The organism is Pseudomonas sp. H2_A10, assembly GCF_054680085.1.
This window is the reverse complement of the sequence record NZ_CP162821.1, coordinates 5,776,050-5,788,620: the sequence shown is the minus strand read 5'-3', so window position 1 is coordinate 5,788,620 and position 12,571 is coordinate 5,776,050. Positions and strand designations below refer to the sequence as shown.

At 62.4% G+C, this 12,571-nt stretch carries 12 protein-coding genes; 6 read left to right on the top strand and 6 right to left on the bottom strand.

The window, feature by feature from the left end:
• Positions 1-26 precede the first annotated feature (26 nt).
• Complete coding sequence (cmoB, locus tag AB4O23_RS26900; RefSeq protein ID WP_068937547.1) at positions 27-983, bottom strand: tRNA 5-methoxyuridine(34)/uridine 5-oxyacetic acid(34) synthase CmoB; 957 nt, start codon at positions 981-983, stop codon at positions 27-29.
• A complete protein-coding gene (cmoA, locus tag AB4O23_RS26895; protein ID WP_460150332.1) occupies positions 980-1,723 on the bottom strand; it encodes a carboxy-S-adenosyl-L-methionine synthase CmoA in 744 nt (247 codons plus the stop codon). Before cmoA ends, cmoB begins: the two co-directional genes overlap by 4 nt.
• Before the next feature lie 152 nt (positions 1,724-1,875).
• Between cmoA and AB4O23_RS26890 the strand changes: the two genes are divergently transcribed.
• Positions 1,876-2,280, top strand: a complete 405-nt coding sequence (locus AB4O23_RS26890) for a hypothetical protein (RefSeq protein WP_223271439.1) — start codon at positions 1,876-1,878, stop codon at positions 2,278-2,280.
• Here the strand turns inward: AB4O23_RS26890 and AB4O23_RS26885 are convergent.
• From AB4O23_RS26885 to AB4O23_RS26870, 4 genes are all read right to left on the bottom strand, one after another.
• Positions 2,253-2,924, bottom strand: a complete 672-nt coding sequence (locus AB4O23_RS26885) for a lysoplasmalogenase (protein ID WP_460089539.1) — start codon at positions 2,922-2,924, stop codon at positions 2,253-2,255. The two genes, AB4O23_RS26890 and AB4O23_RS26885, sit on opposite strands and share 28 nt — an antisense overlap.
• A gap of 1 nt (position 2,925) precedes the next feature.
• Positions 2,926-3,315 (bottom strand): protease inhibitor I42 family protein, encoded by a 390-nt coding sequence (locus AB4O23_RS26880; RefSeq protein WP_017526279.1) that lies wholly within the window; start codon positions 3,313-3,315, stop codon positions 2,926-2,928.
• A 190-nt stretch (positions 3,316-3,505) separates the two neighbouring features.
• Entirely contained in the window at positions 3,506-5,926 is a 2,421-nt protein-coding gene (gene lon / locus AB4O23_RS26875) for an endopeptidase La (RefSeq protein WP_460061418.1), read from the bottom strand.
• A gap of 130 nt (positions 5,927-6,056) precedes the next feature.
• A complete protein-coding gene (locus AB4O23_RS26870) occupies positions 6,057-7,046 on the bottom strand; it encodes a GntR family transcriptional regulator (protein ID WP_017526281.1) in 990 nt (329 codons plus the stop codon).
• A 343-nt stretch (positions 7,047-7,389) separates the two neighbouring features.
• Here AB4O23_RS26870 and AB4O23_RS26865 point away from each other — a divergent pair, with 343 nt between their 5' ends.
• The 5 genes from AB4O23_RS26865 to AB4O23_RS26845 all read left to right on the top strand — a co-directional run bounded on the left by AB4O23_RS26865 (position 7,390) and on the right by AB4O23_RS26845 (position 12,569).
• Complete coding sequence (locus AB4O23_RS26865; protein ID WP_460150330.1) at positions 7,390-8,712, top strand: amidase; 1,323 nt, start codon at positions 7,390-7,392, stop codon at positions 8,710-8,712.
• An 11-nt stretch (positions 8,713-8,723) separates the two neighbouring features.
• Entirely contained in the window at positions 8,724-9,602 is an 879-nt protein-coding gene (locus AB4O23_RS26860) for a polysaccharide deacetylase family protein (RefSeq protein ID WP_460061413.1), read from the top strand.
• 33 nt (positions 9,603-9,635) lie between these two features.
• Positions 9,636-10,976: an MFS transporter gene (locus AB4O23_RS26855; protein WP_017526284.1), complete on the top strand. Its 1,341-nt coding sequence runs from the start codon at positions 9,636-9,638 to the stop codon at positions 10,974-10,976.
• A 10-nt stretch (positions 10,977-10,986) separates the two neighbouring features.
• Positions 10,987-11,748, top strand: coding sequence for an SDR family NAD(P)-dependent oxidoreductase (locus AB4O23_RS26850; protein ID WP_460061410.1), 762 nt, complete (start codon positions 10,987-10,989; stop codon positions 11,746-11,748).
• Between the two features lie 71 nt (positions 11,749-11,819).
• The gene (locus AB4O23_RS26845; RefSeq protein ID WP_017526286.1) at positions 11,820-12,569 is read left to right on the top strand and encodes an SDR family NAD(P)-dependent oxidoreductase; all 750 of its coding nucleotides are present in this window, start codon (positions 11,820-11,822) and stop codon (positions 12,567-12,569) included.
• Positions 12,570-12,571: the final 2 nt, after the last annotated feature.

Below are 12,571 nucleotides of genomic sequence, written 5' to 3'. Positions count from 1 at the left end.
GGGATCTCTATTGGATCTATACCGGTTTATTTCCTGGCGATAATCACCGCCCGCATCGGCGCCGGCAGCCCTTCAATCGTTTTGCTGTGATCGTCCGGGTCGAGGAAATCACTCAGCGACTGATACTTCATCCACTCCGTGCCCCGCTGTTCCTCCACCGTGGTCACGCTCACATCCACGCAGCGCACATCGCTGAAACCGGCGCGGCGCAGCCAGAGCATCAGCGCCGGCACCGATGGCAGGAACCACACATTACGCATCTGCGCATAGCGGTCTTCCGGCACCAGCACCTGTTGCTGATCACCTTCAACCACCAGGGTTTCCAACACCAACTCGCCGCCCTTGACCAGGGTGTCCTTGAGCGCCAGCAGATGCTCGATCGGCGAGCGGCGGTGATAAAACACACCCATGGAAAACACCGTATCGAAGCCCTCCAGGTTTGCCGGCAAGTCTTCGAACGGGAACGGCAGGTGCCAGGCCTTGGGCTCTGACAGGTAACGCTGCACGGCCTGGAACTGGCAGAAGAACAGCCAGTTGGGGTCCACGCCAATCACGCTGTCGGCGCCGGCGCCGAGCATGCGCCACATGTAGTAACCGTTGCCGCAGCCCACATCGAGGATGCGCTTGCCCTTGAGGTTCAGGTGCGGCGCCACGCGGGACCACTTCCAGTCCGAGCGCCATTCGGTGTCCACATGCACCCCGAACAGGTGGAACGGGCCTTTGCGCCATGGGCTCAACCCCATCAACGCGCTGTGCATTTGCGTGCGGGTGGCGTCGTCGCAGTCGGTGTCCAGGGTCAGGCCATTGAGCAAGTCGACGTCGCTGGGCTGAACCTTGGGCAGTGCATCCAGCGCACTTTGCCAGCGCTCCAGGTCGCCATGACCTTTCTCCATCTTGCTGTCGAGCTGCGCTTGCAGGCCCTGGGCCCAAACGGCCAGGGGAGTGCCGACCAGATGGCGGGCGAGGGGGGACAAATCAATCATGGCAAGGCAATCAACGAGGCAAAGTTAAGACACTGGAACCACGGCACGACTTTCGAAAACCCGGCCGCCAGCAGGCGTTCGCGATGTTCTTCGAGGCTGTCGGGCTTCATGACGTTTTCGATGGCGCTGCGCTTCTGGGCGATTTCCAATTCGCTGTAGCCGTTGGCGCGTTTGAACGCGATATGCAGGTCGGTGAGCAACGCATGTTCTTCAACATCGTTGAAGCGCAGCTTTTCCGAGAGGATCAACGCACCGCCCGGCAGCAGCGCCTGGCGGATACGCCCAAGCAGCGCCAGGCGCTCGGCCGGGGCGATGAATTGCAGGGTGAAATTCAGCGCCACCACCGAGGTCGGCTGGAACTGCAGCGCGAGGATATCGCCCTCGACCACCTCCACCGGCAGCAGCTCCTGGAACATCGAGTCCTGGCCGTTAAGGTATTGACGGCAACGCTCGACCATCGCTGCCGAGTTATCCACAGCGATCACCCGGCAGCCGTCGGTACGTACATGCCGGCGCAACGCCTGGGTCACCGCGCCAAGGGAGGAACCGAGGTCGTAGAGCACACTGTGGGGCTGGGCAAACTGCGCGGCGAGTACGCCAAGGTTTTCGACGATCGTCGGGTAACCCGGCACCGAGCGTTTGATCATGTCCGGGAACACCCGCACCACGTCCTCGTTAAAGGCGAAGTCCGGCACCTGGGGCAGGGGCTGGGCGAATAGGCGATCGGGTTCTTTGCTCACGGTTGTTCCGGCGACGAAGGGGGAAAGGCCGGCATTTTAGCCAAGTTGGCCGGTGCGTGCATGGTTGATCGGACCGTTAGTCAGTCGTGTGAGCTACCTGTCAACTCTGACAGTAGACGCCCTGACATTAGGCGACCTAGCTTAACGAGTCGGTGAATCGCACCGTTAAATCGCCAGAGGGTATGGACATGAGTCTTACAATTGCTTCTACCGATTCCGAGTTGGATGCGCAAATCAAAGCCATCCTCAAAGACGAGCGTGTTTCGCCAGTGGAGTTCATTGAGTTCAGAAAACGTTCCGATGATGACGTTGCTAAGAACAAGCGTCTGGCCTTAAACGATAACTTGCGCATTATTTCCAACGCAGCCGACATCCTGGCGGATGCGATAAAGCTGTTGACGCTGGAAGCCAGACGCCTTGATCTGGGCGTGCGAGACAACACGGACCCGGCAAAAAACGCCGAAAAAGACGCCGAAAAAGCGCTGTTGAAGAAGGCCATCGAAGCCCAGTTGGCCTATACCGTGGTCAGCTACAAATCCACCTTGGAGCGATTGTAGGCTTCGTCCTTGGCGTGTCGCTGGCTGAACGCAGATGCAGTGATACCCCACTGGCCCAGCCAGTACGTGGCGATCAGCAAATACGGCGCCGCATCGAACGCCACCACAAAGCGATTGATGCCAATCAGTGTGTCGGAAAGCACAAACGACACCGCGCCCGCTGCCGCCAGCAGTGCCGAGCGTTGCGGCACCTGGCTGCCGAGGCGGGCGAGGGCGCGCCAGAGCATGGCGCTGATCACCAGGGCGTAAACCACCACGGGAATCAGCAAGTCGCCCAGGTCATGGGCGATCAGGATGCTCAACAGGATCGCGCCCACGCCCAGCGCCAGTACCAACGGCAGCAGGGCCAAACGTCGGCAATCGCTGAAATAGGCTTTGAGGTACGCCAGGTGCGCACACAGAAACGCGCCAAGGCCGAAGATAAACAGGTCGCCCGGCCAGGCGAGCAACACATCGCCCACCAGGGAAAAAATCAGCCCAAGGCTGATCCAGCGTCGATAGTCGGTGGGCGGTGCATCATGCAACCAGCCCAGCAGCGCCAGCACCGGCAAGGGTTTGACCAGCAGGCAGAGCAGCGTGGCATGGGTGGTCAGGCCGTAGACAAACGTGGCGGCGCCCATCAACGCCAGAATCAGCCAGGGCATATCAGTTCACCGTAATGGCGCAGTCGAAGGTCTCGACCGGTTCGGCCTCCGGTTCCCAGGGTTGTTGAGAGGTCAGGCGCAAACGGCCCTGGCCGGCGGCGAAGGCCTGGAAGCGCCAAGTCGACTGGCCACCGCCACCGATCACCCCCGATTCCGTGCTGCTGTAGACCTCGGGGCTCAGCGCGCGCAGCACGCCGCCGGCGGAATCCTGGATGGCCCAGCGGTAGCCGGTGGTGGGGTTGCTTGGCAGCGTCAGGATCAGGGTTTGCCCGTTTTTAAGCTGGAGCGGGCAGGCGCTCTGGTTTTCCACGGTGACGTGTTGCTTCGGCGCGCTGGCGCATGCGGCCAGCAGGGCAAGGCTCAAGGGGAGAAGCAGGCGGGCAGCGGTCATGAGGGCTCCGTTTAGACACGACGAAGGGCGAGCATAACCGAAGATGGGGCAAGGTGTGACAGGCGGGTGGGGTGTTGGCGGGGTGGGCCTCATCGGGGGCAAGCCCCCTCCCACATTTTGATGTGTGAACACATTCAAAAGTGGGAGGGGGCTTGCTCCCGATGCGGCCTTCACAGACGCTGCAGATTTATCAGAAAAGCACCTTCGCCACATCCGCAAAGCGCTTGGCAAAGTGCACGGTCATGCCTTCCTTCAGGTAGTCCGGCAACTCTTCAAAGCTGCCGCGATTGGGCTCCGGCAAAATCAGCTCATGGATCTTCTGGCGCCGCGCCGCAATCACCTTTTCACGCACACCGCCAATCGGCAGCACGTGCCCGGTCAATGTCAGTTCGCCGGTCATGGCCACGCCTTTTTTCGGCGGCTGGTTGCGCGCCAACGACAACAGCGCACTGGCCATGGTCACGCCGGCGCTCGGGCCGTCCTTCGGTGTGGCGCCTTCCGGCACGTGCAAGTGCACGAACGCTTCGTCGAAGAACTTCGGATCACCGCCAAACGACTTCAGGTTTGAGCTGATGTAGCTGTAGGCGATTTCGGCGGACTCTTTCATCACTTCACCCAACTGCCCGGTGAGCTTGAAGCCACGGTTGAGCGTGTGGATGCGAGTGGCTTCGATCGGCAATGTCGCGCCGCCCATGCTGGTCCAGGCCAAACCTGTGATCACGCCGGTGCCCGACAGTACCTGCTCGTTGCGAAACACCGGCATTCCCAGGGAGCTTTCCAGATCCTTGTTGCCGATCTTGATCACCGCGTCCGGCTCATCCAGCAGCTTGACTACCGCTTTGCGCACCAGTTTGCCCAACTGTTTTTCCAACTGACGCACCCCGGCTTCGCGGGCGTAGCCGTCGATCAATGCGCGCAGGGCGCCGTCGCTGATGGTCAGGCTGTTTTTCGCCACGCCGGCTTTTTCCAGCTGCTTGGGCCACAGGTGGCGTTTGGCGATGGCGACTTTTTCTTCGGTGATATAGCCCGACAGGCGAATCACTTCCATACGGTCGAGCAACGGGCCGGGGATCGAATCCAGGGTGTTGGCGGTGCACACGAACAGCACTTTGGACAGGTCCAGGCGCAGGTCCAGGTAGTGGTCTAGAAATTCGACGTTCTGCTCCGGGTCCAGGGTTTCCAGCAGCGCGGAGGCCGGGTCGCCCTGGAAGCTCTGGCCCATCTTGTCGATCTCGTCGAGCATGATCACCGGGTTCATCACTTCCACATCTTTAAGCGCCTGCACCAGCTTGCCCGGCAGGGCGCCGATGTAGGTGCGGCGATGGCCCTTGATCTCGGCCTCGTCGCGCATGCCGCCGACGCTGAAGCGGTAGAACGGTCGGCCCAGGGACTCGGCGATGGACTTGCCCACGCTGGTCTTGCCCACGCCCGGCGGGCCAACGAGCAGCACGATGGAACCGGCGACTTCGCCTTTATAGGCTCCCACCGCGAGGAATTCGAGGATACGGCTCTTGATGTCGTCCAGGCCGGCATGGTGTTTATCCAACACCTTGCGCGCATGTTTGAGGTCGAGTTTGTCCTCGCCATAGACGCCCCACGGCACTGCGGTGGCCCAGTCGAGGTAGTTGCGGGTGACCGCGTATTCCGGCGAGCCGGTTTCCAGGATCGACAGTTTATTGAGTTCTTCATCAATACGTTTTTGCGCCTGGGCCGGCAGCACCTTGCCTTGCAGCCGTTGCTCGAACTGTTCGACATCCGCACTGCGGTCGTCCTTGGTCAAGCCCAGCTCTTGCTGGATGACCTTGAGCTGTTCCTTGAGGAAAAACTCGCGCTGGTGCTCACCGATCTTGCGGTTCACCTCGGCGGAAAGTTCTTTTTGCAGGCGCGCGACCTCTACCTCTTTGCGCAGCATCGGCAGCACTTTTTCCATGCGTTTGAGCATGGGCACGCAGTCCAGCACTTCCTGCAATTCGTTACCGGTGGCCGAGGTCAGCGCGGCGGCAAAGTCGGTCAGCGGCGACGGGTCGTTGGGGCTGAAGCGATTGAGGTAGTTTTTCAGCTCTTCGCTGTACAGCGGGTTGAGCGGCAGCAGCTCCTTGATCGCGTTGATCAGCGCCATGCCGTAGGCCTTGACCTCATCGGTCGGCTCGGAGGGCTGGTGCGGGTATTCGACTTCCACCAGGTACGGTGGGCGGTGGTGCTTGAGCCAGGTCTTGATGCGCACCCGCGTCAGGCCCTGCGCAACGAATTGCAGCTTGCCGTTCTCACGGCTGGCGTGGTGCACCTTCACCAGCGTGCCGTACAGCGACAGGCTGGAGGTGTCGAAGTGGCGCGGATCTTCCGGCGGCGTGTCCATGAAAAACAGCGCGAGGGAATGGTGGTCGGATTTGCTCACCAGCTCCAGGGTCTCGGCCCACGGGTCTTCATTGACGATCACCGGCAACACTTGCGCCGGGAAGAACGGCCGGTTGTGGATCGGGATGATGTAGACCTTGTCCGGCAGGTTTTGCCCAGGCAGGGCCAGGCCCGTATTGGACGAAGGGGATTCAGCGTTTTCGGGGTCGGCGTAGTCGTTGAGGTCGTAATCGGGGAATTCTTGCTGGTCGCTCATGGGGCACCTGCATCAGGAAGTATGGTGCTTAGATGGGGCAGGGCAATGGTGGTTTCAATGGGGGCGGTGACATAGCAACAATTTGCATGAAATTTCGCATGTGACTCGGTCAATGTGGGAGGGGGCTTGCTCAGCTGATTTTATGCAGGTAGGCGGGCAGCGGTTGTTCAGGAAGTACGGAAAGCACCTTCAACCGCTGCAACATCCGCTGGCTGGCCCGTTGCAAATGCTCGCGCAAATTCAACGCCGCCGCATCAAACGCGCCATGCAGCAACAACTCCAGAATCAAGCGATGTTCAGCCAACATCGCCGGATCAGCGCCGATCCCCAGCAAACGGTAGAAAATCCGGCTGATGATCATCGGGCTCTGGCCCTGGCGAATCAGCGCGGCGATCTTGCGGTTCTGCAGCCCGGCCAGGCAGCGCTGGTGCAGGTCCTCTTCGATCTGCTCGATGGCTTCCAGGCTGCATTGCGGGCTGTCCTGGGCGTCGAGCACGCGTTGCAACATGGCTTGGAGCAGGTCGCGGTCCAGGTCCGGTGCGCTTTGGCGCAGGGCTTCGGGCTCCAGGCAGGCGCGCAGTTCGTAGTCTTCGGTGACTTCCCTGGCAGTCAGCGGGCCGGCCAGCCATTGGGAGTAGGGCTCCTTTTCGACCAGGCCACGGTCGCGCAGGCGCATCAGCGCTTCACGCACCACTGCGCGGCTGACGCCGTAATGGGCGGCGGCGGCTTGCTCATCCAGGCGGTAATGGCCGAAAGCGATGCAGGTGGACAGCGCCGCGCCAATCTCCTCAACGATGCGCTCGCCCAGCGGCCGCGTGTCCACCAGTTCACCCTCATCGTTCAGGCCCAACTGCCCATGGCTCAGCGGCAGGCGCAGCGGCTCCATGGCCAGGCCGTCGGGGTTGATCAGGTAACCGCGCCCGTTGAAACGGCAGATCAGGCCTTCGGCGTGCAGCAGGTCCAGCGCCTTGCGCACCGGCACGCGGCTGGTGCCGAACAGCTCGGCCAGCGGGGCTTCCAGCAACACCAGCCCATGGCGCGCCGTGCCGTTGACGATCGCATCACGCAGCACTTGGTGAATCATCGCGTAACGGGAGGCCGAGGCGGACACTGCTTTCATCGCGTTCTCTGAGAATTCTGGGGCATGTAGGGCGGTGGCCGGGGATTCTCTCATAGATGCGCCTGTCACTCTGCGCCACGGTGATGGCACTTTTTTGGGGCCTTGAAGCCGAGAATGTTACTTTTCTGCACCAAAATGTACTTATTAATAAAAGATACATTATTCCATTGAAGGCCTATCGGTCCGCCCCGGCCGTATTTTTTTCGGTCAGCGTACGCATCTAGCCTGCACGTCCAGGCTAAAAAAACGATAAGACCAAAACACCTGCCTGAAGACTGGCACGGAATCTGCCTTTGTAAAATGTACATTTTATTAATATGTACGTTTTATGAGGTGCAGCCCAATGTCAGACGCCACGTCAATGGCCGAGGATTTTGCCAGCGGTCGCAGCGACCCGGTGCAAGCCCTCGAACACGCGATCGACCAAGCGGGACGCTACGCCGGCGTGTTTATCAGCCTGACCCTCGAGCGCGCGCGCCGTGAAGCCAAAGCCGCCGCCGCACGCTGGCGTGCCGGCCAGCCGTTGAGTGTGTTCGATGGCGTGCCCCTGGCCTGGAAAGACCTGTTCGATGTAGCCGGCAGCGTCACCACCGCCGGCGCCGCTTACCGTCGCAACGCGCCCGCCGCCTTGCTCGATGCACCCAGCGTGGGCCTGTTGTGCCGTGCCGGGATGGTCAGCGTCGGCAAGACCAACCTCAGCGAACTGGCCTATTCGGGCCTCGGCCTCAACCCGCATTTCGGCACGCCGCGCAACCCGCGTGGGGTCGACCAACCGCGCATTCCCGGCGGTTCGTCATCCGGTTCGGCGGTGGCCGTTGCGGCCAATATCGTGCCGATCGCGATGGGTACCGATACCGCCGGCTCCATCCGTATTCCGGCGGCGCTCAATGGCCTGGTCGGTTACCGCAGCAGCAGCCGACGCTACAGCCGTGACGGCGTGTTCCCGCTGGCGCGCACCCTCGATAGCCTCGGCCCACTGACCCGCAGTGTGCGCGATGCACTGGCCATCGATGATCTGTTGCATGGCCGCACCCAAACCCACCGCGCGCGCCCGCTCAAAGGCCAGCGCTTTGTGTTGGCGCAACAGGATGTCGAACCGGCCGTGCGCAATAACCTGCTGCGCGCCGTGGAACAACTCAAGGCCCAGGGCGCGCTGATCGAAGAACGCGAATGCCCGACGTTCCAGGCCACCCTGGTCCTGATCAAGCACCACGGCTGGCTCGGCGCCTTCGAGGCCTTCGCCCTGCACGAAACCTTGCTGGACAGCCACGATGCCGAGCAGCTCGACCCCCGCGTACGCCGTCGCCTCGAAGCGGCGCGGTCGCTGCCCGCCAGCCAACTCATGCACTTGATCGACGCCCGCCAACGCCTGCAACAGCAACTGATCGATGACCTGGATGGCGCCGTCCTCATCACGCCAACCGTCGCCCATGTCGCGCCGGCCCTGGCACCGCTGGAAGCCGACGACGCGCTGTTCGTCAGCACCAACCTCGCCACCCTGCGCCTGACCATGCCCGGCAGTCTGCTCGACATGCCCGGCGTGAACCTGCCCAGTGGCCACGATGCCCTGGGCTTGCCCACCGGGCTGCTGCTCAGCGCCCCGACGGGAGAAGACGCGCGCCTGTTGCGCGCGGCCCTGTCCGTCGAATCCGTACTTAACGTTTAAGGAGACACACCATGGCTAAAGACATCCTCTGTGCATTTGGCGTCGACGTTGACGCCGTCGCCGGCTGGCTCGGTTCTTACGGCGGCGAAGACTCGCCGGACGACATCTCCCGTGGCCTGTTCGCCGGTGAAGTCGGCGCGCCGCGCCTGCTCAAATTGTTCGAACGCTACGGCCTGCGCACCACCTGGTTTATCCCTGGCCACTCGATGGAAACCTTCCCCGAGCAGATGAAAGCCGTGGCCGACGCCGGCCACGAAATCGGCGTGCATGGCTACAGCCACGAAAACCCCATCGCGATGACCGCCGAGCAGGAAGAAATCGTGCTCGACAAGTCCATCGACCTGATCACCCAGGTCACTGGCAAACGCCCCACCGGCTACGTCGCGCCCTGGTGGGAATTCAGCAAGGTCACCAACGAGCTGCTGCTGAAAAAAGGCATCAAGTACGACCACAGCCTGATGCACAACGACTTCCATCCCTACTACGTGCGCAAGGGCGACAGCTGGACCAAGATCGACTACAGCCAGCACCCCGACACCTGGATGAAACCCCTGGTGCGCGGCGAAGAAACCGACCTGGTGGAGATCCCGGCCAACTGGTACCTCGACGACCTGCCGCCGATGATGTTCATCAAGAAAGCCCCCAACAGCCACGGCTTCGTCAACCCGCGTCACCTCGAAGAAATGTGGCGCGACCAGTTCGACTGGGTCTACCGCGAACACGAACACGCGGTGTTCACCATGACCATCCACCCCGACGTGTCCGGCCGCCCGCAAGTGCTGTTGATGCTTGAGCGCCTGATCGAACACATCCAGAGCCATGCCGGCGTGCGCTTCGTCACCTTCGACGAAATCGCCGACGACTTTACCCGCCGCCAACCCCGTTCCTGACCTTCTGCCCCCCCCCACCCTCGAGGCGCGATTATGTCCATCTACAACAAGCTTGATCTGACTGGCTGGAAACCCCGGCAACTGACGTCCCAGGAAGTGCGTTTCGCCACCTGGATCGCGTTTTTCGCCTGGGTGTTTGCGGTGTACGACTTCATCCTGTTCGGCACCTTGCTGCCGGAGATCGGCCGGCACTTCGGTTGGGGCGAAGTGGAGCAAGCACAAATCGCGACCTGGGTGGCGGTGGGGACCGCCGTCGTCGCTTTGGCCATCGGGCCGATCGTCGACAAACTGGGGCGACGCAAAGGGATTATTTTCACCGTGGCCGGTTCCGCATTGTGCTCGGCGCTGACCGCGATTGGCGGGGCCTGGGGCAAGTCGCCGCTGATTCTGATCCGTTCGCTGGGCGGCCTGGGTTATGCCGAAGAAACCGTCAACGCCACCTATTTGACCGAGTTATATGGCGCCTCCGAAGACCCGCGGCTGACCCAGCGTCGCGGCTTTATCTACAGCCTGGTGCAGGGCGGCTGGCCGGTGGGGGCGTTGATCGCCGCCGGCTTGACCGCGCTGTTGCTGCCGATCATCGGCTGGCAGGGCTGCTTCATCTTCGCGGCGATCCCGGCGATTGTGATCGCGATCATGGCGCGCAAGCTCAAGGAAAGCCCGCAGTTCCAGATCCACGAACGCATCAGCCAACTGCGTAAAAGCGGCGCGGTGAGCGAAGCGCAAAACGTCGCGATCACCTACGGCGTCGACTACGACGAACACAGCAAGGCCGGCCTCAAGGCGGCGTTCCGTGGCCCGGCCCGTCGCGCCACGTTGGTGATCGGCGCCGCGCTGTTGCTCAACTGGGCGGCGATCCAGGTGTTCAGTGTGTTGGGTACCTCGGTGATCGTCAGCGTGCACCACATCTCGTTCGAGAACTCGCTGATCATCCTCGTGCTGTCGAACCTGGTGGGTTACTGCGGTTACCTCAGCCACGGCTGGATGGGCGACAAGATTGGCCGGCGCAACGTGATCGGCCTCGGCTGGATGCTCGGCGGCCTGTCGTTTGCCGGGATGCTGTTCGGCCCGAGCAACATGGCGATGGTGGTCGGGCTGTACAGCCTGGGCCTGTTCTTCCTGATCGGGCCGTACTCGGCGGCGCTGTTCTTCATCAGCGAAAGTTTCCCCACCAGCATTCGTGCCACCGGTGGCGCGATCATCCACGCCATGGGCCCGATCGGTGCGGTGGTTGCAGGCTTCGGTGCCACCCAAGTGTTGTCCGCCGGTAGCGATTGGCAGACCGCCGCCCTCTGGTTCGGCGCGGTGCCGTGCTTTTTGTCCGGCATGTTGATGTTTGCCGCGCGCCATGTGCGCCCGGAAACCGTTCAGTAAGGAGTGTGAGATGAGCCGTAAAGTTGCCTTGATCACCGGTGCCGCCAGCGGCATCGGCCAAGCCCTCGCGGTGGCCTACGCGCGAGTGGGCGTGGCGGTGGTGGGCGGGTATTACCCGACCGACCCGCATGACCCGCAAAGTACCGTCGCCCTGGTGGAACAGGCCGGTGGCGCGTGCCTGATGCTGGCGTTGGATGTGGGCGATACCGCCTCGGTAGACGCACTGGCCGCGCAAGCCGTGCAGCACTTTGGCCGGCTGGATTACGCGGTGGCCAACGCCGGTTTGCTGCGCCGTGCGCCACTGCTGGAAATGACGGATGCGCTGTGGGACGAGATGCTCAACGTCGACCTGACCGGGGTGATGCGTACCTTCCGCGCCGCGACCCGGCATATGCATGAAGGCGGCGCGCTGGTGGCGATTTCCTCGATTGCCGGTGGCGTGTATGGCTGGCAGGAGCACTCACACTATGCCGCCGCCAAGGCCGGTGTGCCGGGGTTATGCCGTTCGCTGGCGGTGGAACTGGCGGCCAGGGGCATTCGTTGCAATGCGGTGATCCCTGGGCTGATCGAGACGCCGCAGTCGCTGGATGCAAAGAACTCGTTGGGCCCGCAGGGCTTGGCCAAAGCGGCGCGCTCGATCCCGCTGGGCCGGGTCGGGCGCGCGGATGAAGTGGCGTCGCTGGTGCAGTTCCTGACCAGTGAAGCCTCAAGTTACCTCACAGGCCAAAGCATCGTCATCGACGGCGGCTTGACCGTACGCTGGCCCGACTGACGGATGTACTCAATCCAATTGTGGGAGGGGGCTCCCACATTGGACCTGTGTTTGCTTTAGGAGATAGGTATATGCCCCAACTTTCTAACCGCCGCGCCGTCATCACTGGTGCCGGCAGCGGTATCGGCGCCGCCATTGCCCGTGCCTATGCGGCTGAAGGCGCGCGCCTGGTGTTGGCCGACCGCAACGCCGCCAGCCTCGCCGAAACCGCGATCACCTGTCGCAACCTCGGCGCCGAGGTGTTCGAGTGCCTGGCCGATGTCGGCACGGTCGAAGGCGCCCAGGCCAGTGTCGACCGTTGCGTCGAGCACTTCGGCGGCATCGATATCCTGGTCAACAACGCCGGCATGCTCACGCAGGCACGTTGCGTCGACCTGTCCATCGACATGTGGAACGACATGCTGCGCGTCGACCTGACCAGCGTGTTCGTCGCCAGCCAACGTGCCCTGCCGCACATGCTCGCGCAGCGCTGGGGGCGGATCATCAACGTCGCCTCGCAACTGGGTATCAAGGGCGGTGCCGAGCTGACTCACTACGCGGCGGCCAAGGCGGGGGTGATCGGCTTTACCAAGTCCCTGGCCCTGGAAGTGGCCAAGGACAATGTGCTGGTCAACGCCATCGCCCCTGGCCCGATTGAAACGCCGTTGGTGGGCGGGATCAGCGCCGAATGGAAACGCGCCAAGGCCGCCGAACTGCCCCTGGGCCGCTTCGGCCTGGCGGATGAAGTGGCGCCCACCGCCGTGCTGCTCGCCAGCGAACCGGGCGGCAACCTGTTCGTCGGCCAGACCCTGGGCCCCAACTCCGGCGATGTCATGCCATGAGC

Excerpts from the sequence above, each read along its gene's own strand:
- AB4O23_RS26850 (WP_460061410.1), top strand. The coding sequence starts at position 10,987 with ATGAGCCGTAAAGTTGCCTTGATCACCGGTGCCGCCAGCGGCATCGGC.
- AB4O23_RS26880 (WP_017526279.1), bottom strand. The coding sequence starts at position 3,315 with ATGACCGCTGCCCGCCTGCTTCTCCCCTTGAGCCTTGCCCTGCTGGCC.
- cmoB (WP_068937547.1), bottom strand. The coding sequence starts at position 983 with ATGATTGATTTGTCCCCCCTCGCCCGCCATCTGGTCGGCACTCCCCTG.
- lon (WP_460061418.1), bottom strand. The coding sequence starts at position 5,926 with ATGAGCGACCAGCAAGAATTCCCCGATTACGACCTCAACGACTACGCC.
- AB4O23_RS26855 (WP_017526284.1), top strand. The coding sequence starts at position 9,636 with ATGTCCATCTACAACAAGCTTGATCTGACTGGCTGGAAACCCCGGCAA.
- AB4O23_RS26860 (WP_460061413.1), top strand. The coding sequence starts at position 8,724 with ATGGCTAAAGACATCCTCTGTGCATTTGGCGTCGACGTTGACGCCGTC.
- AB4O23_RS26870 (WP_017526281.1), bottom strand. The coding sequence starts at position 7,046 with ATGAAAGCAGTGTCCGCCTCGGCCTCCCGTTACGCGATGATTCACCAA.
- AB4O23_RS26865 (WP_460150330.1), top strand. The coding sequence starts at position 7,390 with ATGTCAGACGCCACGTCAATGGCCGAGGATTTTGCCAGCGGTCGCAGC.
- AB4O23_RS26885 (WP_460089539.1), bottom strand. The coding sequence starts at position 2,924 with ATGCCCTGGCTGATTCTGGCGTTGATGGGCGCCGCCACGTTTGTCTAC.
- AB4O23_RS26845 (WP_017526286.1), top strand. The coding sequence starts at position 11,820 with ATGCCCCAACTTTCTAACCGCCGCGCCGTCATCACTGGTGCCGGCAGC.